Annotated in this window: 20 protein-coding genes; 11 read left to right on the plus strand and 9 right to left on the minus strand. The window is 64.0% G+C overall.

All coding sequences use genetic code 11. The annotated features are described in order from the left end of the window. Positions 1-393: 393 nt before the first annotated feature. The 3 genes from ACQ4WP_RS14165 (at position 394) to ACQ4WP_RS14175 (ending at position 3,564) form a co-directional block, all read left to right on the plus strand. The gene (locus ACQ4WP_RS14165; protein ID WP_436521577.1) at positions 394-1,884 is read left to right on the plus strand and encodes an NYN domain-containing protein; all 1,491 of its coding nucleotides are present in this window, start codon (positions 394-396) and stop codon (positions 1,882-1,884) included. A gap of 100 nt (positions 1,885-1,984) precedes the next feature. Then, complete coding sequence (trhA, locus tag ACQ4WP_RS14170) at positions 1,985-2,602, plus strand: PAQR family membrane homeostasis protein TrhA (protein ID WP_436521579.1); 618 nt, start codon at positions 1,985-1,987, stop codon at positions 2,600-2,602. Positions 2,603-2,682: 80 nt separating this feature from the next. Next, complete coding sequence (locus tag ACQ4WP_RS14175; protein ID WP_436521581.1) at positions 2,683-3,564, plus strand: LysR substrate-binding domain-containing protein; 882 nt, start codon at positions 2,683-2,685, stop codon at positions 3,562-3,564. A gap of 93 nt (positions 3,565-3,657) precedes the next feature. On the opposite strand, the gene ACQ4WP_RS14180 is transcribed toward ACQ4WP_RS14175, so the two are convergent. Together ACQ4WP_RS14180 and ACQ4WP_RS14185 are read right to left on the minus strand one after the other, a co-directional pair. Next, complete coding sequence (locus ACQ4WP_RS14180; protein ID WP_436521583.1) at positions 3,658-6,543, minus strand: bifunctional diguanylate cyclase/phosphodiesterase; 2,886 nt, start codon at positions 6,541-6,543, stop codon at positions 3,658-3,660. Positions 6,544-6,697: 154 nt separating this feature from the next. Beyond that, positions 6,698-7,468, minus strand: coding sequence for a spermine/spermidine synthase domain-containing protein (locus tag ACQ4WP_RS14185; protein WP_436521585.1), 771 nt, complete (start codon positions 7,466-7,468; stop codon positions 6,698-6,700). A gap of 152 nt (positions 7,469-7,620) precedes the next feature. On the opposite strand from ACQ4WP_RS14185, the gene ACQ4WP_RS14190 reads away from it, so the two are divergent. Together ACQ4WP_RS14190 and ACQ4WP_RS14195 are read left to right on the plus strand one after the other, a co-directional pair. Next, positions 7,621-7,896 carry a hypothetical protein gene (locus tag ACQ4WP_RS14190; protein WP_436521587.1) on the plus strand — a complete coding sequence of 92 codons (276 nt, stop codon included), beginning with the start codon at positions 7,621-7,623 and terminating at the stop codon, positions 7,894-7,896. Between the two features lie 37 nt (positions 7,897-7,933). After that, positions 7,934-9,085 (plus strand): GGDEF domain-containing protein, encoded by a 1,152-nt coding sequence (locus ACQ4WP_RS14195; protein ID WP_436521589.1) that lies wholly within the window; start codon positions 7,934-7,936, stop codon positions 9,083-9,085. Positions 9,086-9,099: 14 nt separating this feature from the next. Here the strand turns inward: ACQ4WP_RS14195 and ACQ4WP_RS14200 are convergent, their stop codons facing one another. Beyond that, positions 9,100-9,444 (minus strand): hypothetical protein, encoded by a 345-nt coding sequence (locus ACQ4WP_RS14200; protein ID WP_436521591.1) that lies wholly within the window; start codon positions 9,442-9,444, stop codon positions 9,100-9,102. 304 nt (positions 9,445-9,748) lie between these two features. Here ACQ4WP_RS14200 and ACQ4WP_RS14205 point away from each other — a divergent pair, with 304 nt between their 5' ends. The 4 genes from ACQ4WP_RS14205 to fdhD all read left to right on the plus strand — a co-directional run bounded on the left by ACQ4WP_RS14205 (position 9,749) and on the right by fdhD (position 14,138). Next, positions 9,749-10,831: a calcium:cation antiporter gene (locus ACQ4WP_RS14205; protein WP_071077959.1), complete on the plus strand. Its 1,083-nt coding sequence runs from the start codon at positions 9,749-9,751 to the stop codon at positions 10,829-10,831. A gap of 164 nt (positions 10,832-10,995) precedes the next feature. Continuing rightward, entirely contained in the window at positions 10,996-12,453 is a 1,458-nt protein-coding gene (locus ACQ4WP_RS14210) for a Ppx/GppA phosphatase family protein (RefSeq protein ID WP_436521684.1), read from the plus strand. A 94-nt stretch (positions 12,454-12,547) separates the two neighbouring features. Next, positions 12,548-13,240: a hypothetical protein gene (locus ACQ4WP_RS14215; protein WP_436521593.1), complete on the plus strand. Its 693-nt coding sequence runs from the start codon at positions 12,548-12,550 to the stop codon at positions 13,238-13,240. A 79-nt stretch (positions 13,241-13,319) separates the two neighbouring features. After that, on the plus strand, positions 13,320-14,138 hold the full coding sequence (gene fdhD / locus ACQ4WP_RS14220; protein WP_436521595.1) for a formate dehydrogenase accessory sulfurtransferase FdhD: 819 nt from the start codon (positions 13,320-13,322) through the stop codon (positions 14,136-14,138). Here fdhD and ACQ4WP_RS14225 read toward each other — a convergent pair. Further along, the gene (locus tag ACQ4WP_RS14225) at positions 14,114-16,450 is read right to left on the minus strand and encodes an FdhF/YdeP family oxidoreductase (protein ID WP_436521597.1); all 2,337 of its coding nucleotides are present in this window, start codon (positions 16,448-16,450) and stop codon (positions 14,114-14,116) included. The genes fdhD and ACQ4WP_RS14225 overlap by 25 nt on opposite strands. 146 nt (positions 16,451-16,596) lie before the next feature. Here ACQ4WP_RS14225 and ACQ4WP_RS14230 point away from each other — a divergent pair, with 146 nt between their 5' ends. Beyond that, complete coding sequence (locus tag ACQ4WP_RS14230; RefSeq protein ID WP_436521599.1) at positions 16,597-17,358, plus strand: GNAT family N-acetyltransferase; 762 nt, start codon at positions 16,597-16,599, stop codon at positions 17,356-17,358. Here the strand turns inward: ACQ4WP_RS14230 and ACQ4WP_RS14235 are convergent. The 5 genes from ACQ4WP_RS14235 to ACQ4WP_RS14255 form a co-directional block, all read right to left on the minus strand. Further along, positions 17,291-17,551, minus strand: a complete 261-nt coding sequence (locus ACQ4WP_RS14235; protein WP_436521601.1) for a hypothetical protein — start codon at positions 17,549-17,551, stop codon at positions 17,291-17,293. The genes ACQ4WP_RS14230 and ACQ4WP_RS14235 overlap by 68 nt on opposite strands. Continuing rightward, positions 17,548-18,201, minus strand: a complete 654-nt coding sequence (locus ACQ4WP_RS14240; RefSeq protein WP_436521603.1) for a hypothetical protein — start codon at positions 18,199-18,201, stop codon at positions 17,548-17,550. The genes ACQ4WP_RS14235 and ACQ4WP_RS14240 overlap by 4 nt, the downstream gene beginning before the upstream one ends. Beyond that, entirely contained in the window at positions 18,198-18,935 is a 738-nt protein-coding gene (locus ACQ4WP_RS14245) for a hypothetical protein (RefSeq protein WP_436521605.1), read from the minus strand. The genes ACQ4WP_RS14240 and ACQ4WP_RS14245 overlap by 4 nt, the downstream gene beginning before the upstream one ends. 293 nt (positions 18,936-19,228) lie before the next feature. Next, on the minus strand, positions 19,229-19,516 hold the full coding sequence (locus ACQ4WP_RS14250) for a hypothetical protein (RefSeq protein WP_034786045.1): 288 nt from the start codon (positions 19,514-19,516) through the stop codon (positions 19,229-19,231). A gap of 179 nt (positions 19,517-19,695) precedes the next feature. After that, a complete protein-coding gene (locus ACQ4WP_RS14255) occupies positions 19,696-20,388 on the minus strand; it encodes an ABC transporter ATP-binding protein (RefSeq protein WP_436521607.1) in 693 nt (230 codons plus the stop codon). A 322-nt stretch (positions 20,389-20,710) separates the two neighbouring features. On the opposite strand from ACQ4WP_RS14255, the gene egtD reads away from it, so the two are divergent. Beyond that, entirely contained in the window at positions 20,711-21,703 is a 993-nt protein-coding gene (gene egtD, locus ACQ4WP_RS14260) for an L-histidine N(alpha)-methyltransferase (RefSeq protein ID WP_436521609.1), read from the plus strand.

The raw sequence follows: 21,703 nt of genomic DNA on the forward strand, positions 1-21,703 counted from the left end.
GACAACTCCTTCAGAATGCACCTAGTTTACTCCTGTCAGTGGGAAAAATGTGGTGGCGTAAGGCAATAATTTTTCCTGCAGCTGGTGGCCACAAAAATATGTGCGTTACGCAGTTTTTAATACCGTTCTGTGATATTTACTGTCTGGACTGGCAGGGAAGTCATCTACGGAGTCTGCGATTTTTTACCTGGTTTGCCTTGTTCCAGTTGCATCCGGTCGATGAAAGCGTTGTTTGGCCGGGTGCCGGCGCCAGTGCGAGCGCCGCCGGCGGCGCGCAATAGGCTGCCGCGCACGATAGTTGTCGCCGAAACGGGGGATGGGCGAATATACTAGGCGAAAAGGGAGGCGTTGCGCTTCCCGTCCGCCCTTATCATCCAGCGAGAATTCACCCTTATGGCGTCATCCCCAGAAAACCTCAGCATGGCCGTGTTTTGCGACTTCGAGAACGTCGCGCTCGGCGTGCGAGATGCAAATTACGAAAAATTCGATATCAAACCCATCCTCGAACGCTTGTTGCTCAAGGGCAGCATCGTTGTCAAGAAGGCATATTGCGACTGGGACCGTTATAAAAGTTTCAAGGGCACCATGCATGAGGCGAACTTCGAGCTGATCGAAATTCCCCACGTGCGCCAGTCCGGCAAGAATTCGGCCGATATCCGCCTGGTGGTCGATGCCCTGGACTTGTGCTACACCAAGGCCCACGTGAACACCTTCGTCATCATCAGCGGCGATTCCGATTTTTCGCCGCTGGTGTCGAAGCTGCGCGAAAACGCCAAGCAGGTGATCGGCGTGGGCGTCAAGCAGTCGACCTCCGACCTGCTGGTGGCGAACTGCGACGAATTCATTTTCTACGACGACCTGGTGCGCGAGAGCCGCCGCACGGCCGCCAAGCGCGACGCGCGCGAAAGCCCGGCTGCGGCCGCCAAGCGTTCGCCCGACGAAGAAGTGCGCCGCAAGGAAAAATACGAGTTGCGCAAGACGGAAGCGATCGAAATGGCCGTCGAAACCTTCGACGCGCTGGTCTCGGAGCGCGGCGACAGCGGCAAGATCTGGGCCTCGATGCTGAAAGAAGCGATCAAGCGCCGCAAGCCGGACTTCAGCGAATCGTATTACGGTTTCCGCACCTTCGGCAACCTGCTGGAAGAGGCGCAGACGCGCGGCTTGCTGGAATTTGGCCGCGACGAGAAATCGGGCGCCTATGTCTACCGCAGCAGCGGCCTGGTGGCTGTACCTGCCCCAGTGAACGCGGACGCCGCCAGCGAGACAATCGCCAGTGGCGAGACTGGCGTGACGGCGGAAGAGGGCAACAGCCGCGAAGGCGGCAGCCGCCGCGATTCGCGCCGCAATGGCCGTGGCGGGCGCAAGCAGAACGAACAACGTCGCGGCGAAGCGCCACAGGCCTTCGTGCCGGTGGCCGACGCCGAAGCAGTCGTCGTCGAGCAGTATGCGCCGGTGCCGCGGCCGGAAGTGCAGCACGAGGTAGCCGAAGCGGTGGATGCGGTGGCCGAAGAGGGCAACGCCAAGCGCGGTTCGCGCCGCAATGGCCGTGGTGGCCGCAAGAATGGCGATGGCGCCCGCGAAGCGCGCGCCGAAGTCGTCGAGGTGGCGCCGGTGGAAGCCATGCCAGTGCCTGAACCTGTAGCCGAAGTGGCTGTGGAAGCCGTCGCCGAAGCGAAGACTAAGGCCAAGCCGCGCACGCCGGCCCGCAAGGCGGCAGCGGCGAAGAAGCCGGCCAAGAAGGCGGTCGATGTCGCGGTGGAAGCGGCGCCTGTCGTTGCAGCGGCGCCGGTGGAAGTGGCTGTCGTGGCCGAAGACAAGCCGGCCAAGGCGCCACGCAAGACGCCGGCGCGCCGTCCCGTGCGCAAGAAGGCGGAAGAAGCTTGATTGACCGCTCGCAGCGGAAGGCTGGGGTCAGACGGGGACGCCGAGTCCCGACGGGTCTGACCCCGGATTTTTGCTGCGTCTCGATACGCTCGGCTTAAGCATGTATCACGGTGAACGGTTCAACAGCATTTCCCATACGGTGGGCGCCGCGCTGGCGGCCATCGGCGGCGTCATCCTGATCGTCGCGGCGGCCCGCACGGGCGACCCCTGGAAAATCGTCAGCTGCAGCGTGTATGCGGCCATGCTGCTGACCCTGTACCTCACTTCCACCCTGTACCACAGCGTGCGCGGCAAGGCCAAGGCCGTGCTGCAGCGGCTCGACCACTGCGCCATCTACCTGCTCATCGCGGGGACTTACACGCCCTTCATGCTGGTGACCCTGCGCGGGCCGTGGGGCTGGTCGCTGTTCGGTGTCGTCTGGGGCCTGGCCCTGTTTGGCATCGTGCAGGAATATGTGTATGCGAAGGGCGCGCGCATCCTGTCGCTGGTGATTTACGTGGCCATGGGCTGGCTCATCGTCATCGGCATCAAGCCGCTGCTGGCGGCGCTCGAGTGGAACGGTTTCCTGTGGCTGGTGGCAGGCGGGCTGTGCTATACGGGCGGCATCGTCTTTTACGCCACCGACCACAAGCTGCGTCATGGCCACGGTATCTGGCATCTGTTCGTGCTGGCCGGCAGTAGCTGTCATTTTATCGCCATTTTGTTCTACGTTACCTGACGTTGCCTGCGGCCATCACTGTTGCCGTGATTCCATTATAATGGCGCGATATGTGAAACGCGGGCAATAATAAGGCAGCAATGGATATCAATTCGGACGACCTGAAAATCTTCGTCACCGTCATCGACAGCGGCACCCTGAGCGCGGCTGCCGTGCACCTGGGACAAACCACCTCGGGCGTCAGCCGCGCCCTGTCGCGCCTGGAAGACAAGCTGGCCACCTCACTGCTGACGCGCACCACGCGGCGCATGGAGCTGACGGAAGAGGGGCAGCTGTTCCTGGACAAGGCGCGCGCCATCCTCGCCTCGATGGAAGACGTGGAGGAGTCGATCCGCATCCGCCGCCAGAAGCCGGCCGGGCGTTTGTCCGTGGATGCCGCCTCGCCCTTCATGCTGCATTGCGTGGTGCCCCACGTGGCGGAGTTTCGCGCCTTGTACCCGGACATCCGCCTGGAGCTGACCAGCAACGACCAGATCGCCGACCTGATCGAACACCGCACCGATATCGCCATCCGCATCGGCGCCCTGGTCGACTCGACCCTGCACGCGCGCCCGCTGAGTGCCAGCCCCCTGCACGTGCTGGCCACACCCGCCTACCTGGCGCGCCACGGCGTACCGAACACGCCGGAAGCGCTGTCCGGTCATGCCCTGCTGGGTTTTGCGCAATATGAACCGGGCAATCACTGGCCGCTGCGCCACGATGCCGGCAACAGCCTGCAGATCGTGCCTGCGCTGGCCGCTTCCAGCGGCGAAACCTTGCGCCAGCTGGCGCTGCATGACCAGGGCATCGTCTGCCTGTCCGACTTCATGACGAAGGACGACATCGCGGCTGGCCGTCTGGTGAAGGTGCTGCAGCCGTTCTACACGGGCTACCGCCAGCAGATCCACGCCGTGTATTACCGCAATACGCAGCTGGCGCAGCGCATCAGCTGCTTCCTCGAATTCCTGCAGCACAAGCTGTAAGGCCGTTCCTCGCGCAAGCGGGCATCGATCCTGATTGGCAGGAACTGCAATTGGGGGCCTGGGTGCCGGCGCAGTAGCGCCGGCGCGGCATGCTCAGGCCAGGGCGCCGGTATCGTGGATGGCCGTCCGCAGCAGGACTTCCACCTCGTGCGCGGGCAGCGGGTGGCTGAAGTAATAGCCTTGCGCTTCGTCGCAGCCGTGCTGGCGCAGGTAGTCCAGCTGTTCCGCCGTTTCCACGCCTTCGGCCACCACGCGCAGCTTCAGATTGTGCGCCAGGGCGATGATGGAGACGACGATGGCCGCATCGTCCGCGTCGCGCGCCACGTCGCCGACGAAACTGCGGTCGATCTTCAGCACGTCGATGGGGAAGGTGCGCAGGTAGGCGAAGCTGGAATAGCCGGTGCCGAAGTCGTCGATCGACAGCTGCACCCCCAGTGCCTTCATGTCGTGCAGCTGGCTGACGGCCAGCGCCACGTCGTGCATGAACAGGCTTTCCGTCAGCTCCAGTTCCAGGCAGGCGGGCGGCAGGCCCGTTTCAAGCAACACTTCGGCGATCGAGGCGACCAGGTTCGGCTCGTTGAACTGGCGCGCTGACAGGTTGACGGCCAGGCGCAGCTGGCCCATCCCAGCCGCATGCCAGGCCTGCATCTGCGCGCATGCCTGGCGCATGACCCAGGCGCCGATCGGCACGATCAGGCCCGTATCTTCTGCCAGCGCGATGAAGCGCTGCGGCGCCACCATGCCCAGGTCCGGGTGCTGCCAGCGCAGCAGCGCTTCCACGCCGACGATGCGCCCGCTGGCCAGGTCCAGCTGCGGCTGGTAATGCAGCACGAACTGCTCGCGCTCCAGCGCGTTGCGCAGCGCCGTCTCGATGCGCAGGCGCTCCAGGGTGGCCTGGTTCATGGCCGTCGTGTAGAACTTGATGTTGTTGCGGCCCTGTTTCTTGGCACAGTACATGGCGATGTCGGCCTGTTCGATCAGGTTCTGCGTCTCGCCGTTCAAGGTTACGTCGCCGGGGGCGTCGTAGCGCGACATGTCGTAGACGGCCACGCCGATGCTGCAGGTGACGAAGAATTCCTTGCTGTCGAGCAATACCGGCTGGGCCACGGCATCCATCAGGCGCTGCACGATGGCGCCGCTGAGCACTTCGTCGGCCTGTTCGCACAGGATGGCGACGAATTCATCGCCGGACAGGCGCGCCACCGTATCGCTTTCGCGCAGGCTGGCCTGCAGGCGCGTGGCAATGGTTTTCAGCAGCAGGTCGCCGGCCTTGTGGCCCAGGCTGTCATTGACAAACTTGAAACGGTCGAGGTCGATCAACAGCACCCACAGCGCGCGGTTCTTGCGGCGCGACAGGGCCATCGCTTGCGCCAGGCGGTCGCGCAGCAGGGCGCGGTTGGGCAAGCCCGTCAGCACGTCGTGGTGGGCGATGTGCTGGATTTGCTGCTCGGCCAGCTTGCGTTCCGTGATTTCGGACCCCGTGCCCCGGTAGCCGCGAAATTCACCCAGTTCGTTGAACAGCGGTTCGCCGTTGATGCTGAACCAGCGCAGCTGGCCATCGCGGTCTTTCATCGCATATTCGAGGTTGGAAAAGGGCAGGTGCGCTGCCAGGTTGGCGATATGCTGCTTGCCCCAGCGCGAATTGCGCATCTCCGGGTTGTTGTCCCAGCGCGTCATGCCGATGAAGCGTTCCAGCGGCATGTTCGACTTGTCCGTAAAACCGCTGGTGATGTGGGTGAAGCAAAAGTTGGCATCCTGTTCCCAGTACCAGTCCGAGGACAGGGCCAGCAGACGGCGGAAGCGTTTCTCGCTTTCCTGCAAGGCGCGTTCCGTGCGCTGGCGCGCCCGCACGTCGGCGCTGAGCAGTTCATTGCTGCGCTTGAGGTCGGCCGTGCGCTGTTCCACCAGCAGCTGCACGCGGCGCGAGCGCTGCGTCAGTGTCTGTACGAAGGCGGCCGTCAGCACGCTGAACAGCAAGCCCGTGATCAGGGTGAACAATGAACCCAGGTGGTCGGCCAGGAAGGGGCGCGGATGGGCCACCACGCGCACATGCCAGGGCCGGCCGGCGGAGGCAAAGGCCCGGTCATAATGGCTGTGATAGGCAAACTGCAGCCAGCGTGGCAGCGATTCCCAGGCGCCGCCCGCTTCGTCGGCAGGCGCCTGGCCATGCCGGAAGATCATCTGGCGCGGGTCGGCGCCAGCGTCCGCGTAGACGCTGAGTTCGAGCTGCGGGTCGCCCAGCAGGTCGGCGCCGGCAAGGATTTTCTGCACCAGTTCGCCGGCACGGACGATGGCCGCCGTATCGCCGATCAGCGCAGCGCGCCGCTGCTGCACCGTTTGCAGCGGCATGCCGTGGCGGTACACGGGGCGCACGATGACGAAGCCCTGCTGCGGTCCCTGCGCCAGGGCCAGCAGGCCGGTGGCGGTGGTCTGGCCGCTGATGATGGCCTGTTCCAGCGCGCGCGCCAGCAAGCCGTTCGGGCTGACGTTCAGGCCGAAGGCGGGGCGGTTGCCCTGCAAGGGTACGAGGTAGTCCACCACCAGGTAGCTGGCGCGCGTCGTGGCGGGCACGACGACGCCATCGCGCATTTCCGTCATGGCGTAATCGGGCACGATGCGCCGCAGTTCGGCCTCGAATGCGGCGCGCTGCGCATGCGGCACGATGCGGTGGAAATTGAAGGCCTGGATGAAAGGGTGGCGCTGCAGCAGCGGCGTGGTGAAGTCGTGGAACTGTGCGCGCGTGACGGGCACGACGGCAGCAAACAGCTGGTTGGTCGTGGTCAGCACTTCGACCGCGTCGTCGAGTCCCTGCTCGATGGCGGCCACGCGCGCGCCGGCGCGCTGCTGCAGGCTCAGGCTCATCTTGTCGTATTCGAGCTGGCTGATGGCGGCAAACAGTACGGCGGTGATGCTGACGCCGCAGGTAAAGGTCAGCGCGGCCGCGGCAGAAATCGACAATGGCAGGCGGCCACGCAGCATGTTTTTTCCTATCTCACTTCATGGATACTTGGATTCGGCGGTGCCTGCCGGCCCCGCGCAGGCCGTAGTTTGTCATAAACCACATCCATCGTGCGAATGATGCACCAAATTACTGCTAATAAGCAACAACATCCATGACCGGGGGAGACGACTTTCAGTCGCTGCCCGCGCCTGATTGCCGGCGCACCCGCCACAACTGCCATGCGGGTAGCAAGCGGTTCAGGAACGCCAGGCCGCACACCCGTCGCCAGCGCACCAGGCGCACGACGCGCAGGGCGCGGCCCGCCCCGAGCTTGTCTGGCCTGCCGGCGAAGACGATGCGGTTATTGCCGGCGATGCCGTCGAAGTGGCACACGGCGCCGCGGAAGGTGAGCAGCAGGCGCGCCAGCATGGCGGGGTAGTGCTCGTCATAACTGAACAGGTTGGCCACCAGCACGCCGCCGGGCAGCAGGGTGCGCAGGCAGTCCGCATAGAAGCGTGCGCTGCCCAGTGCCGGCGGCAGGCCCGTTTCATCGTAGCCATCGAGCAGCAGCACGTCGGCGCAGCCCGGATGCTGGCGGATATAGCTGACGGCGTCCGTTTCGATGATGCGCAGGCGCGCGTCGTCGGGCGGCAGCATGAACTGCTCGCGCAGGGCGATCACGTCGGCGCGCAATTCCAGCACCGTGATGCGCGCCTCGGGCAGGTGGCGGTGGCAGAACTTCAGCAGCGAGCCGCCGCCCAGCCCCACCATCAGGATGTGCCGGGGACGCGGCACGAACAGGGTGAAGCACATCATGGCGCGCGCATAGCGCAGCAGCAGATGGTCGGGGCGCGACAGCAGCATTTCGCTCTGGATCATGCCTGGCTGGAATTCCAGGCGGCGCCGGTCGCCGCAGGTATGCACCTGGGGCGCACGCAAGGGGGGTAATTTGCTATCCGACATAGGACGACTTCGCTGAGTGGACTGGGGGAGATGCTTTGTTGCATTCAGAGAAATCTGATAAGCTCCCGTGAGCATACCCGATTAATCCGCGCCGAGCATGTGTAATGGCACGCGGCGGCACGGCCGCGCAGTCGGGCACCATGGAGACAAGCATGTTTTTGGATCACCCCATCATTACGGCAACGAACAGCTTCACCGAGCCCGACCGCATCGAGCGGCTGACGCGCGTGTACGGTTACGCGGCGGCGCTGGCCGACGTGGCCGACAATGTTGGTTTCATTGAAAAAGTGGCACAGATCCACGATCACAAGGGCACCCTCATCGTGTTCTGGCATGAGGCGCCCAACGAAGTGGAAAAACAGTATTTCGTGCAGGCGTGGGCCAGCAAGGTCGGCGACGGCAGCACCAATGTCGAACACGAAATCTGACCCGGCGCGCCGCGCCTGCGCATCGATAGCGTAGCCCATGGATATCAAGACACTGGTATTGGCCCTGGCACTCGGCAACCTGAGCCTGTGCGCGGCGCTGTTCTTTTTCGAGTACGAGCGCAAGAAGTCGCTCAGCATGTCTACCTGGGCGGTAGCCAAGCAGTGCCAGGCCGTGGCCTGGTGTTTGCTGTATTTCCGTGGTGTGCTGCCCGATGTGCTGTCCATCTTGCTTGGCAACAGCCTGCTGTTTGCCGGCATGGCGCTCGATGCGGGCGCGCTGTGGCAGGCGGCCGGGCGCAGCGGCTGGCGCCGGTATGTCTTGCCGGCGCTGGGCCTGTCGGTGGCGCTGTTTGCCGCCTGCTATCTGTTTGACGTGGCGCCGCTGCTGCGCAGTGCCGGCGGTTCGCTGATCGTGGCCGGCTTTTTCCTCGCCGGTGTGGCCGCGCTGTGCCTCAAATGGCGCGAGGCGAGCATGCTGCGCCGTTTTCTCGTCGTCAGCATGGGCCTGCTGTCGCTGCTGATCGCCGCGCGCGGCGTGCTCGCTGCCGCCGTGCCCGCTTTTGACGCCGAGCTGCTGCAGCTGGCCGGTTTTGGCGCCCTGTACCTGATGATGCTGACGAACGCCTTCGGCTACCTGCTGTTGTCGCGTGAAAAACTGGGCGGCGAACTGGCGCGCCTGGAAGTGCTCGATGCGGCCACGGGCGTGCCGAACCGGCGCGGTTTTTACCAGGCGCTGGCGCCGTGGATGGCGCTGGCACGCCGGCCCGGCTTGCCGACGGCGCTGGTGGTACTCAATATCGACCATTTCAAGCGCGTCAACGACAGCTATGGCCATCCGGTAGGCGACGCGGTACTGAAAACCATCGTCGACACTTGCCGCCAGCAACTGCGCGACAGCGACCTGATGGGTCGCCTGGGCGGCGCCGAATTCGCTATCCAGTTGCCGCGCACGACCCTAGCCGATGCGCTGATGGTGGCCGAGCGCATCCGCGCCGCCGTCGAAGTGCTGCCCGTCAAGACGGAGCGCGCCGTGCTGCAGCTGACGGCCAGCCTGGGCGTGACCATCATCCGCGCCGAAGACAGCACCGTCAGCCTGTTCAAGCGGGCCGACGAGGCGCTGCAGGCGGCCAAGCAGGCGGGCCGCAACAGGGTGGTCGAGGCGCAGGGCGCCAGCACGCTGGACGTATAGCGATTCCTCGATTCCTATTTCTTGGGTGTTCCCAGCCAGCTGGGTTCCTTGCCGCATTCCTTGCTCAAGAACAAGGCGTCGAGGCCGGGATCGCAGCGCCTGTCAGGCGCCTTCATCGGCTCCACGCGCAACCATTCACTCCTGGGCAGGACCTTTTCTTCGCGTGGCGCCACCGGCGGCGCAGGCGGCAGGCTGTCTTGCCACCTTGACGCAGCGGCAGGCGCAGGCGGGGTGGCCCAGTTTGCATCAACCTGCACATCGGGGGCCTGTGGTTTGTTCGGGTCCTCGCGCGGCGCCTGCTTGTCTGCCTGTGCGGTGGCGCACAGGACGCTGGCGCAGACGAATAATACGTTGCGCATGGCTGCGCTGCTTGCAGGAGTCATGGTCTAATCCTTGGTCAGTGCCGGGAGGGCGTATCCTGCAGTATAACGGCAGCCGGAAGCAAAAACACAAGGAATTGCAACGATATGTTACCAAAGGGACTATAGTTGCTGGTAGCAAGCAGGTGCACTGCAGCAAGGTGATGAGGTGAGGGCGGCGGCACCCGAACGTGTGCATTGCCTAACTTTCATTTAAGCTAAGCAAGTTATGCTGTGGGGTGCACGCTAGGCCCCTCTTGTCGTCCGCACCGCAGTTCCCTTTTTTACTCTTGCCAGGCCCATAATGAAAATGCTTAAATCCCTGCCTGTATGGCCGCTTGCCGCCCCGCTTGCCGGCTGGTTGTTCCTGTTCGGTTCCACCTTCAATGTTGGCGGCGCCTACCAGATATTGCTGGTGGCTGGCCTGATCGGCAGCGTGCTGGCCGCCGTGTACCACGCGGAAGTGGTGGCGCACCGCATCGGCGAACCGTATGGCACCCTGGTGCTGGCGCTGGCCGTGACCCTGATCGAGGTGGCGCTGATCGTCTCGCTGATGCTGGCCGGCGGACCGGAAACGACGGGACTGGCGCGCGACACCGTGTTTGCCGCCATCATGATCATTTTGAACGGCATCGTCGGCATCTGCCTGCTGCTGGGCGCCGGGCGCCACCGGGAGCAGACCTTCGGCCTGCTGGGCGTGAGCGCGTCGCTGGCCACCCTGGCGGCCATCGCCATCCTGACGCTGGTGCTGCCAAATTACACCTCCAGCGCCGCCGGACCCTATTACAACTCCAGCCAGCTCATTTTCATCGCCGTCATCTCGCTGGTCCTGTACGGCACCTTCGTGCTGGTGCAGACGGTGCGCCACCGCGACTATTTCCTGCCCAAGGAAGCCGTCGGTGACGAAGAGGTGCATGCGGCGCCGCCGACGCCTACCGTCGCCTGGGTCAGCGCCGGTGCGCTGCTGGTGTGCCTGGGCGCCGTGGTGCTGCTGGCCAAGTCGCTGGCGCCCGCGCTGGAGACGGCGATTGCCGCCATGGGCGCGCCGAAAACCCTGGTCGGCATCGTCATCGCCGCCATCGTGCTGCTGCCTGAAGGCCTGGCCGCCGTGCGCGCCGCGCGCGCCAACCGTCTGCAAACGAGCTTGAACCTGGCGCTCGGCTCCGCACTGGCCAGCATCGGCCTGACGATTCCCGCCGTGGTGGTGGTATCGCTGGCTACCGGCCTGACGATCACCCTGGGACTCGATATCAAGTCGACAGTGCTGTTGTTGCTGTCGCTGATGGTGGCCACACTGTCGCTGGGTACGGGCCGCACCACGGTCATGCAGGGCACCGTCCACCTGGTGATTTTTGCGGTCTATTTGTTTACCACCATCGTGCCTTAAACGTCGCCGCCGCGCGACTTCTTGTCACAATCCTGTCACGCCGCTGTCATACGATGGGGGTAGTGTGGTAGGATTTTTAAATCGTTTAAATGATTTATATAGTTTAGCAACTGAGTTTGCCAACTTTTTCAGTTGGCACAGTAATGACAAGACAAGAGGCCAGTATGTATGCAGCGGTGGACCTGGGGTCCAACAGTTTTCGGTTACACGTCGGCAAGCATGATGGCGACACGATCCGCGTGGTCAAGAGCGTGCGCGACCCGATACGCCTGGCCGCCGGCCTGGATGCCAATGGCGACCTGACCGAGGAGGCCATGCAGGGGGCGCTGGCCTGCTTGCAGCGCTTTCGCGCCATCCTCGCCGGCTTCGAACTCGATGCCGTGCGCGTGGTGGCCACGTCGGCCATGCGCGTGGCGCGCAACGGCGCCGTCTTCCTGCCGCTGGCCGAGCAAGCCATCGGCTACCCGATCGAGATCATCTCGGGCGAGGAAGAGGGGCGGTTGATCTACATGGGCGTGGCCAATGCGCTGGCCATCCCTGGCGAACGCCGGCTGGTGATGGATATCGGCGGCGGCTCGACCGAACTGATACTGGGGCGCGGCAACGATATCGAGCGCGTCGAGTCCTTCAGCCTGGGCACTGTCAAGCAAAGCCTGTCGTTCTTCATCGGCGGGCGCATCGACGCGCCGTCGTTCGAGGCGGCCATCCTGTCGGCGCGCAGCCATTTCGAGGATGGCGCGCCACCGTTCGGTCCGCAGCACTGGAAGACGGCCTACGGCTCTTCCGGCACCATTCGCACGATCGCCGACATCATCGCCCGCAACAAGCTCGGTGATGGCTTGCTCACCAGTGCCGGCCTCGATGCGCTGGCGCGTCGCTTCATTGAACTCGGTCACACCAGCCGCATCGACATGCCCGGCCTGCGCCCCGACCGCGCCAGCACTATTGTCGGCGGCCTGGCCATCTTGATCGGCCTGTTCCGCGAACTGGCCATTCCCGTCATGACGCCGATCGAGGCGGGCTTGCGCATGGGCGTGATGTGGGATTTGTACCTGCGTTCGACCAAGCGCGACCGCCGCGAACAGTCGGTGCAGGGCTGCATGGAAAAATTTCATATCGACCAGCAGCGCGCCGGCCGGGTGGCCGAGCAGGCACTGACCATGTACGCGCAGCTCAAGCCCACGTCGGACGCCCTGGTGAAATGCCTGCGCTGGAGCAGCCTGCTGCACGAAGTGGGGCTGGCCGTGTCGCAGACGGGCTACCACAAGCACGCCTCCTACATCGTGGAAAACGCGGACTTGCCCGGTTTTACCACGCGCGAACAGAAGACCATGAGCCGGCTGATCCTGGCGCAGAAGGGCAATTTGCGCAAGATCGGCGAAGTGCTGTCGGACCCCGATTTTGCCAAGGCCGTGCTGGCGCTGCGCCTGTCGATTTTGCTCATGCATGCGCGCATCGAGGCCGATTTCAGCGAACTGCGCCTGCGCATGAAGAGCCGCATCGAGCTCGATATCAAGCGCGGCTGGGTGGCGCACCATCCCACCGTATCGTTCTGGATTGAAAAGGAACAGGAATTCTGGGATGAGGTCGGGGTCGATTTCACCATCCGTGCCAGCGCCTAGGAGGTCATGCCGCGTGCATGGCTTGATGTGCAGCAAGCAAGTTTTCAAAAAAGAGTATATATTGTTTATATTATTTATTTAGATTGGATAATCCATGACCAAAACCGTTCCAGTGAAAAAAGCCGACAGCGCGCCCGTATCGATGTTCCCCACCAGCGCCTCGATCAATGCGGCATCGGCCAAGGCCGCACCTGCCGCCAAGCCTGCCGTAAAGCCGGCAGCCAAGCCGGTGGCAAAAGCCGCCGCCAAGCCCGCCGCAGCAAAGCCTGTCGCTGCCAAGCCTGCCGCTGCCAAGGCGCCCGCCGCCAAGCCGGCGGCCAAGGCCGTGGTGGCCAAATCAGTTGTGGCCAAGCCAGTCGCCAAAGCCGCTGCCAAGCCGGCTACCAAGGCGGAGGTGAAAGCCGTTGCCAAACCGGCGGCCAAGGTTGCTGCGAAACCAGCCGCCAAGGCCGTCGCCAAGCCGGCAGTGAAAGCCGCCGTCAAACCGGTAGTCAAAGCCGCCGTCAAGCCGGCCGTCGCGAAAAAAGCGCCTGTCGCCAAGGTCGCCGTCGTCAAGGAAAAAGCCCGCAAGCCGAAACTGGTGCGCGACAGCTTCACCATGCCGGAAGCGGAGTATGAAGTTCTGGGCCAGGTCAAGAAAGCTTGCCTGAAGGCCGGTTTCGAGATCAAGAAAAGCGAATTGCTGCGCATCGGCGTGGCGTTGATCAGCCAGATCGACCTGGCGACCCTGCAAAACGTGCTGGCCGGCTTGCCGCAGCTGAAAACGGGCCGTCCGAAGAAGGATTGATGGCGCGAGCGGAGGCGCAGCCCCCCGCTTGCCGATTCTGGTTTACCATGGGGCCTGTGATAGTTCCCCCATGGTTGCCATGTCAGAAGAAACCAGTATTGATCGCGTCGGCTTTGTCGAGCGCGCCATCGTCCGCCACCACGCGGGCGACTCCACCGCCGCCATCGACCACGTCGCCGAGGAAATCCCCGTCGCGCTGGTCTTCAATGGCATTTCCCACGTCGTCATGATGGCCACCCCGCGTGACCTGGAAGCGTTTGCCTACGGCTTCGCGTTGACGGAAGGCGTGGTCGCTTCGGCTGACGCCATCTTCGACTGTGAAGTTTTCCTGCGCGCCGATTCCGCCGAAGTGGCGCTGACCATTGCGCAGGAGGATTTCGTGCGCCTGAAGGACCGGCGCCGCCAACTCACAGGCCGCACGGGCTGCGGCGTGTGCGGCATCGACAGTATCGACATGCTCGACTTGCGGCCCGCAGCGCTTCCGCCGTCCCTGATCCAGGTCGACTTGCCCGCCGCGCTGGCGCGCGCGTCTGCCGGCTTGCGCGAACACCAGGCGCTGATGCAGGCAACGGGCGGCGTGCACGCAGCCGCGTGGTGCGCGCCCGACGGCGATATCGTGCACGTATTCGAGGATGTCGGCCGGCACAATGGCCTGGACAAGCTGATCGGCCACCTCGCGCTGCACGATATCGACATGCGGCGCGGCTTCGTCTTCCTGTCCAGCCGCGGCAGCTACGAGCTGGCGCGCAAGGCGGCGCGCATGCAGATCCCCTTGTTGGCGACCATTTCCGCGCCCAGTTCGCTGGCCATTTCCATCGCCACGCAGGCGGGCATGAAGCTGGTGGGCTTCTGCCGCCAGGATGCGTACGTCGATTACACGCCCGGGATCATCTTGTAAGTTCCGCTGCGTTCCAGTAGCACGGGGACGGATTTCGACGTCGGCGTGCCGGCGCCGTCGGCCGTGCTGGCCAGCGGCACCAGTGCGTTCGTCTCCGGAAAATATGCGCCCAGGCAGCCGCGCGGGATGTCATAGGCGACCAGCCGGAAGCTCTCGGCGCGGCGCGCCACGCCATCGTCCCAGGCGCCAATCAAGTCCACCAGCTCGCCATCGGCAAAACCCAGCATGGCGATATCTTCCTTGTTGGCGAAGATGACCTTGCGCGTGCCGTACACGCCCCGATAGCGGTCATCCATGCCGTAAATGGTGGTGTTGTACTGGTCGTGCGAGCGCGTGCTCATCAAGACCATCAGGCGCTCGCCATGGCGCGCGCGGGCGCGGTGCAGCGGCGTGTCCAACTGCAGCGGGGCGACGAGGAAGCTGGCCTTGCCGCTGGCCGTCTTCCACACGCGCTCGCGCGAGGCCACCGTCAGATGAAAGCCGCCTGGAATGGCCACCCTGGCGTTGTAGTCGTAAAAATCGTCAAACACCTTTTCGATGTCGTCGCGGATGCGCGCATAGTCGGCTGCATATGCGCGCCAGTCCACCAGGCCGCAGCCGACCGTCGCTTCGGCCATGCCGGCCACGATGGCCACTTCCGAGCGCAGCTGCGGCGAAGCGGGCGCATTGCGGCCGTACGAGATATGCACCATGCTCATCGAGTCTTCCACCGTCACGCCCTGCGCCACGCCGTGTTGCAGGTCGATTTCCGTGCGCCCCAGGGTGGGCAGCAGCAGCGCTTCCTGGCCGAGGACCAGGTGGCTGCGATTGAGCTTGGTGGCCACCTGCACCGTCAGCGCACACTGGCGTAGCGCGGCGCAGGTGAGGGGCGTATCGGGCGTGGCGGCGGCGAAATTGCCGCCCAAGGCGATGAACACCTTGACGTCGCCGCGCTGCATGGCGGCGATGGTGGCCACCACGTCGTGGCCGTGCGCGCGCGGCGGATGAAAACCATACACCTGGCCCAGGCGGTCGAGGAAGGCCGCCGTGGGCTTTTCCTCGATGCCCACCGTGCGGTCGCCCTGCACGTTCGAGTGGCCGCGCACGGGACACAGGCCGGCACCGGGCTTGCCGATCTGGCCGCGCAGCATCATCAGGTTCGACAGCATGCGGATGGCCGCCACGCTGTGCTTGTGCTGCGTCAAGCCCATGCCCCAGGTGGCGATGATGCGCTGGCCCTTGACGAAGATGTCCGTCAATGCCTCGATCTGCGCGCGCGTCACGCCCGACTCCTGCAGCAGCAGTTGCCAATTCTCCCCGCGCAGGTCGTCGCGGAAGGCGTCGAAGCCGCTGCAATGCTGTTCAATGAAAACGTGATCGATGACGGCCGGGGCGCCGGCCGCCTGCGCCGCATCGTCATGCTCGACGACGCGCTTGGCGACGGCCTTGATCAGGGCGAAGTCGCCGCCCAGGGTCGGCTGCACGAACAGGCCGGCCAGGCGCGTGCTGCCCAGAGTCGTCATTTCCAGCGCGCTTTGCGGGTCCATGAAGCGCTGCAAGCCCCGTTCGCGCAGGGGATTGATGGAGACGATGCTGCCGCCGCGGCGCGCGCATTCGCGCAGTTCGCCCAGCATGCGCGGGTGGTTGGTGGCGGGATTCTGGCCGAAGATGAGGATGGTGTCGGCCAGCACGAAGTCGTCCAGTGTCACCGTGCCCTTGCCGATGCCCACCGTGGCCGGCAAGCCGCGGCTGGTCGCCTCGTGGCACATGTTCGAGCAATCGGGGAAGTTGTTGGTGCCGTACAGGCGTGCCATCAGCTGGTACAAAAAGGCGGCTTCGTTGCTGGCGCGGCCCGAGGTGTAAAACGCGGCCTGGTTCGGGTCGGGCAGGGCGCGCAGGTGGCGCCCCACGAGGGCGTAGGCGTCCTCCCAGGCGATGGGCACGTAGCGGTCGCTGGCCGCGTCGTAGACCATCGGTTCGGTCAGCCGGCCGTGCTGTTCCAGCGCGTAGTCGGACTGTTGCAGCAGCTGCGTCACGGTGGTGTTGGCAAACAGGTCCGGGCCGGCGCGGCGGCTGGTCGCTTCGGCGGCGACGGCTTTGGCGCCGTTTTCGCAAAAGGCAAACGTGGAAGCGTGGTTGCGGTCTGGCCAGGCGCAGCCGGGGCAGTCGAAGCCATCTGGCTGGTTTTGCGCCAGCAGGGCTTTCAGATTGCCGGGCGCCACCCGTTCCTGGCGCAGTCTGATGGCCACGTGTTTCAGGGCATCCCAGCCGGCGGCCGGCTTGGTATAGGGCGTGATATGGGCGACTTCTGGGGCTGCGTCCTGGTCTTTCATCCTGTCTTCCTGCTGGGCGTGTGTGGTAATTATGCACGATCCCCGAATGACATTGACTTGCGTCATGGAAATAACATTCGGCTGTCATTTTCCTGACATATTAGACAAGTACGCTGGAGTCGTCTTGATCACAGGGGGATGAAACCATGCAAAACATAAGCACGTCAAACGAAGCCAAGGCCCGGCCGGTTCAACTGGTGCTGAGCCAGGCCACGACAGCGGCGGAAGTGCGCGAAGTCCAGCGTTTGCGTTACAAGGTGTTTATCGAGACCATGGGCCTGACGTCGCTGGCCAATGCCGATGGCCTCGACAGCGATGAATTCGACGCGCATTGCGACCATTTGATCGTGCGCGACGCCGATACCCTGAAAGTGGTGGGCACCTACCGCGTCCTGAGCGCGGCCAAGGCGGCCAAGATCGGCCGGCTGTATTCGGAAAACGAGTTCGACCTGAGCCGCCTGAAGAACCTGCGCGGACGCATGGTCGAAGCGGGCCGTGCCTGCATCCACCCGAAATACAGGGGCGGCAGCGTGATCATGCTGCTGTGGTCGGGCCTGGCCGAGTACATGCGTCGCGAGCGCTGCGACTACCTGGTCGGCTGCGCCAGCATCAGCCTGGCCGATGGCGGGCATAACGCCGTCGCCGTGTACCAGGCGCTGGCGGAAAAACACATGGCGCCGGCCGAGTACCGCGTCACGCCGCACCTGCCTTTCCCTATCCACCAGGTGGAAGCGGCGCACAAGCCGCAGGTGCCGCCGCTGATCAAGGGTTATCTGCGTTCGGGTGCCTGGATTTGCGGCGAACCGGCCTGGGATCCTGATTTCGAAAGCGCCGACATGTTCATGATGATGCCGCTGGCGAATCTGGACGGGCGCTATGCGCGCCATTACGGAGTGGTGCCTGGCTAAGGCAATTCAGGTTCATGTCGGGCAGTGACGCCTGCAGCTGGCTGGCCAGCGCCTGCACGGCGCTGCGCAAGCCGGTCTCCGCGCTGTCGGGCGGCAGCAGTTCAAGCAGGAAGCGCAGCGGCAGCGTGATCGCTTCGGGTTCGCCGATGCGTAGCCGCGCTTCTTCCAGCGCGGCCAGGCAGGCGTCCGTCATGGCGCGCAGCGCCGGCGCGCCGAAGATTCCCCCGGCGCAGGCCAGGCGTGCCTGCAAGGCCCAGTAGCGTCCCAGCAGGGCCAGGCGTTGCGCCGTGGGCGCCAGCGCCACCAGCAGGTCGATATGCTGCCGGCCGTCGTGCAGCAGTTGCCGTCCCTGCGCCGGGTCGCCCGCATCGATGCCGCACAGGGCCGCGCCCTGGCGTATTTCCAGTTCTGCCCAGTGCGCCAGCGCGCGCAAGCCCACCTTTCCGTCGCCGCGCTGTGCGCCACCCGGTAGTGTTCGATGGCGCGCAGGGCGATGCTCAAGCCGCCATAGCCGGAACCGGACAGCAGGCTGGCCACGCGCAAGCCATGTTCGCCCATCGGCGGCGCGGCCACATGGCCGGCGGCGCGCACCTGCAGGCAGACGCACGCGTATTCGAGCAGGCCGCCGGCAAAGGCGCGCGCCAGTTCGCCCAGTGTGCCCAGGCCGATGACGATGGCGCCGCCGGGCCGGCGCGCCGCATCGGGCTGCCGCACCACCAGGGCAGAGTCGGGGCGTTGCGGAAAGCGTCCCAGCGCGTGGATTTCCTGCAGCTTGCCTGCCAGCAGGCGGCCCAGGCAGCTCATGCTGCCGCGCAGCGATTCGGACGCATAGCAGCCGCTCATGACGGGCGCGTCGGGCAAGTCCGCTTGCCCGTCGCCGGCGGCCAGTTGCGCCCAGGCGCCGGCATCGAAATAATCGATGCTGCCCGCTGCGGCCAGGGCAGCATGTCCAGCACGCCGGGAAAGGCGCGCACGAAGCCGAGAAACTGGCGCCGCGTGTGCTTCCAGCCTATCCAGCATGCCAGCATCTGCACCAGCCGGTCGCGTCCCAGCAGCACTTGCACCATCGCCTGCGTGCCCCGGTTGGCCGTGCCCACCTGCAGCAGGCGGCTGCCGGGCAGGGCGCCGAAGCGTTGCCAGCGGTCTTTCAGGGCCAGCCGCGCCACCAGCCCGCCCATGCCATGAGCAACGATGCGCAAGGGGAGTCCGCGCTGTTCGGCGTCGCGCATGGCCTCGTCGAGCACGGGCAGGAAGGCGTCCGCCGCCTGCGGGTGCAAGGCCAGCCCCACTTCGATGCTGGCGGGCGCGCCGTCGCGTGCCGCCGTTGCCGGCCCCGGATAGCGTGGCAGGTCCAGGCTGCTGGCCAGCAGCGAACTGCCGTCGCACAGCAGCAATTGCACCACGTCGGCCGGACCGATATCGAGTGCGATGCGGCAACTGCCGATGCCGCGCGTGCTGGACAGCACATGGGTCTGGCCATGCCAGCCGGGTGCGGCGGGGCAGTCGCTGGCGCTGGCGAGGGGATCGCGCGTGAACGTCAGGCGCAGCACGGGCGGCGCAAGAGGGTCGCTGGACATGCCGTTGGTTGAGATCACTGGTTAAAAGCTGACCTTGATACCTGCGGAGACTATGCGTGTTGTGTCAGATCAAGTTTGGATGGAAATGCTGGCTGGCGGGGCAATGCAGAGTAAAGGCGAGGAGGTGTGGCACTGGAGCGGGTGGGCAGAGAAACGGTCAGCATGGTTTGGGCTGGGTCTCTTCGCTATCGTGCTCGGATGTTGTTTGGTGAGCGAACTACGCGAATTGTATGGCAAAAGTTCATGGCGCCGGGGACCTGGGTACCTGGCATGGCATTACAACAGCGTGTGATTCAATGGACTGGCGTGGCGGACAGTTCCTTCAGTTCGCGGATGGTGATGTCCGATTTTTCATGCATGCGCAATAAAATTGTTGCACCGACCGACAGTTTGCCGTGACGAATCTTGCTGATGATGGGAGGCTGGACTTCCAGAACACGGCACAGTTCCGCATCATTTTTCAGGTTCATCTTCTCGATCAGGGTATCGAGCAGCTTGTTGGGTACAAAACTCGATGGTTCGAGCGCACGCGCCCGGTTCATCGCTTCAATCATTTCCAGCTTCTTTTGCCGAACGTTCATTTACTCCTCCTTCAGGTTATGCAAGGGACGAGACCACGTTATGCGGTCCCGGCTATAGTTCGTCATCGCAGTACGGCTATCCGGGTGACGTAACAACATTCGCGTTAAAACATTGATAACCAGGCAAGTGTTTTCAATAATACTACGATAACAAAACTCGTGACAGATAGTTAGTTAAATTAACTGTTTGTTTGACTAATTTGGTTGACGATTGTTGTATTTTGTAAGCCGTTTTTCGTCAGGATCATGGTTCTGTCCGCCATTTCGGCGGCGGCCAGCGAATGCGTGACCATGATCGCGCAACTGCCGTTGGCCTTGATTTCGGCGCGCAGCAATTGCAGGATGCTGTGCGCCGTATCGGGATCGAGGTTGCCGGTAGGTTCATCGGCCAACACCAGCGCCGGCTTGTGCACGAGCGCGCGGGCAATGGCCACGCGCTGCATTTCGCCGCCGGACAGTTGCTGCGGAAAGTCGCCGCCGCGTCCGCCCAGGCCGACCGCTTCGAGCATGCTGGCGGCACGCTCCTGGGGCAGTCCGTTGAGCAGCAGCGGCAGGGCCACGTTTTGCAGCAGGGTCAGGTGCGGCAAGACGTGGAAGGCCTGGAAAATAAAGCCCATGCGGGCGCGACGCAGCCGGGTGGCGGCGGCGTCATCTAGGCTGGACATGGCAATGCCGTCCACCAGGATAGGGTGCGCTTCGGCACCCGCATCGGGCGTATCGAGGCCGGCGATCAGGTTCAGCAAGGTCGACTTGCCGACGCCCGAGTCACCCATGATGGCGATGAATTCCCCCGCCTTGAAGCGGCAGGAAATGTTGGCCAGCACGGGACGGGCAGGGGCATAGGACTTTGACAGATGGCGCAATTCGAGCATGGTGTTAACGGTTATCGTAAAGGGCGGCACGCGGGGGAGAGGGGGGCCTGGGAACTGCAAAGGGGCGCGGATTATTTGGCCGGCAATGTGTAGTATACGACAGGCTTATCCTTTTTGCTTGGCAATACCAATTTTGTGTGCGCACTGCTGGTTTGACCTTAAGTTAGCTGTCGCACGGCTGGCTTGTGCGGATTCCGCTATGATGGGAAAAAGTCATCGGCAATGGCGTCCTCCATGCCCTGCGCGGCAGCAGGCAGCACGCGCGCATGCCAGGTGCCAGCCCAGCAAGCCCTTCGTGAATCTTGATAGACGACGCCAGCCCATGACCATGCCACTCGCGCAACAGCAGTCAGATTTGTATCCCGCCAGCAACGTCCGAGTGGCCAGCGCCACTTCTGCCACGGTAGTCGAGATCAGCAGCGGCCTGCTGGCGCGCGAGGCATGGACCTCGCCCAAGTACCTGTACGACGCGCTGGGCTCAAAGCTGTTCGAAGCCATTTGCGCCTTGCCCGAATATTATCCGACGCGCACCGAGGCGGCCATCTTCGCCCGCCACGGCGCCGAGATCGCGCACGCGGTGGGGCCGGGCAGCACCCTGATCGACCTGGGGGCGGGCAATTGCGCCAAGGCCGCCAGCCTGTTCCCCTTGCTGCACCCGGCCCAGTATGTGGCCGTGGATATTTCCTATGATTTCCTGAGTGAATCGCTGAACCGGCTGCAGCAGCGCTTTTCGCACATCGAGATGACGGGCCTGGGCCTGGATTTCTCCAGCCGCCTGGACTTGCCCGACAGCGTGCGCGAGGCGCGGCGGTTGTTCTTCTATCCTGGCTCGTCGATCGGCAATTTTACGCCTGAGCAGGCAATCGCCTTCCTGCGCCGCCTGCGCGCCAATGCGGACGGCGATGGCGGCCTGCTGATCGGCGTTGACCTGATCAAGGACGACGCCATCCTCGACGCGGCTTATGATGATGCGCTGGGCGTCACGGCCGCCTTCAACCTGAACATGCTGCGCCACGTGAACGGGCTGATCGGCGCGGACTTCGACGTGCGCGCCTGGCGGCACCATGGCTTTTTCAATGCCGACGAGCGCCGCGTCGAAATGCACCTGGAAGCGCGCAGCGAGCAAGTTGTCCATTGGAAAGGTGGCCAGCGGCGTTTCGCGAAAGGCGAACGCATCCATACAGAAGACAGCTACAAATACACGCGCGCAAGCTTCGTCGGCTTGCTGGAGCAGGCGGGGTTTTCCTCCGTGCAAGTCTGGACGGACCCGCAGCAGTGGTTTGCGGTTATCTATGCGCGCGTGATCAGAGACTAA

The organism is Janthinobacterium lyxosi (genome assembly GCF_051380665.1).
Lineage (GTDB): Bacteria > Pseudomonadota > Gammaproteobacteria > Burkholderiales > Burkholderiaceae_D > Janthinobacterium.

What these genes read in the sequence shown, in the direction of transcription:
- ACQ4WP_RS14165 (WP_436521577.1), top strand. Translation starts at nt 394, where the DNA reads ATGGCGTCATCCCCAGAAAACCTCAGCATGGCCGTGTTTTGCGACTTC.
- trhA (WP_436521579.1), top strand. Translation starts at nt 1,985, where the DNA reads ATGTATCACGGTGAACGGTTCAACAGCATTTCCCATACGGTGGGCGCC.
- ACQ4WP_RS14175 (WP_436521581.1), top strand. Translation starts at nt 2,683, where the DNA reads ATGGATATCAATTCGGACGACCTGAAAATCTTCGTCACCGTCATCGAC.
- ACQ4WP_RS14180 (WP_436521583.1), bottom strand. Translation starts at nt 6,543, where the DNA reads ATGCTGCGTGGCCGCCTGCCATTGTCGATTTCTGCCGCGGCCGCGCTG.
- ACQ4WP_RS14185 (WP_436521585.1), bottom strand. Translation starts at nt 7,468, where the DNA reads ATGTCGGATAGCAAATTACCCCCCTTGCGTGCGCCCCAGGTGCATACC.
- ACQ4WP_RS14190 (WP_436521587.1), top strand. Translation starts at nt 7,621, where the DNA reads ATGTTTTTGGATCACCCCATCATTACGGCAACGAACAGCTTCACCGAG.
- ACQ4WP_RS14195 (WP_436521589.1), top strand. Translation starts at nt 7,934, where the DNA reads ATGGATATCAAGACACTGGTATTGGCCCTGGCACTCGGCAACCTGAGC.
- ACQ4WP_RS14200 (WP_436521591.1), bottom strand. Translation starts at nt 9,444, where the DNA reads ATGCGCAACGTATTATTCGTCTGCGCCAGCGTCCTGTGCGCCACCGCA.
- ACQ4WP_RS14205 (WP_071077959.1), top strand. Translation starts at nt 9,749, where the DNA reads ATGAAAATGCTTAAATCCCTGCCTGTATGGCCGCTTGCCGCCCCGCTT.
- ACQ4WP_RS14210 (WP_436521684.1), top strand. Translation starts at nt 10,996, where the DNA reads ATGTATGCAGCGGTGGACCTGGGGTCCAACAGTTTTCGGTTACACGTC.
- ACQ4WP_RS14215 (WP_436521593.1), top strand. Translation starts at nt 12,548, where the DNA reads ATGACCAAAACCGTTCCAGTGAAAAAAGCCGACAGCGCGCCCGTATCG.
- fdhD (WP_436521595.1), top strand. Translation starts at nt 13,320, where the DNA reads ATGTCAGAAGAAACCAGTATTGATCGCGTCGGCTTTGTCGAGCGCGCC.
- ACQ4WP_RS14225 (WP_436521597.1), bottom strand. Translation starts at nt 16,450, where the DNA reads ATGAAAGACCAGGACGCAGCCCCAGAAGTCGCCCATATCACGCCCTAT.
- ACQ4WP_RS14230 (WP_436521599.1), top strand. Translation starts at nt 16,597, where the DNA reads ATGCAAAACATAAGCACGTCAAACGAAGCCAAGGCCCGGCCGGTTCAA.
- ACQ4WP_RS14235 (WP_436521601.1), bottom strand. Translation starts at nt 17,551, where the DNA reads ATGACGGACGCCTGCCTGGCCGCGCTGGAAGAAGCGCGGCTACGCATC.
- ACQ4WP_RS14240 (WP_436521603.1), bottom strand. Translation starts at nt 18,201, where the DNA reads ATGAGCGGCTGCTATGCGTCCGAATCGCTGCGCGGCAGCATGAGCTGC.
- ACQ4WP_RS14245 (WP_436521605.1), bottom strand. Translation starts at nt 18,935, where the DNA reads ATGTCCAGCGACCCTCTTGCGCCGCCCGTGCTGCGCCTGACGTTCACG.
- ACQ4WP_RS14250 (WP_034786045.1), bottom strand. Translation starts at nt 19,516, where the DNA reads ATGAACGTTCGGCAAAAGAAGCTGGAAATGATTGAAGCGATGAACCGG.
- ACQ4WP_RS14255 (WP_436521607.1), bottom strand. Translation starts at nt 20,388, where the DNA reads ATGCTCGAATTGCGCCATCTGTCAAAGTCCTATGCCCCTGCCCGTCCC.
- egtD (WP_436521609.1), top strand. Translation starts at nt 20,711, where the DNA reads ATGACCATGCCACTCGCGCAACAGCAGTCAGATTTGTATCCCGCCAGC.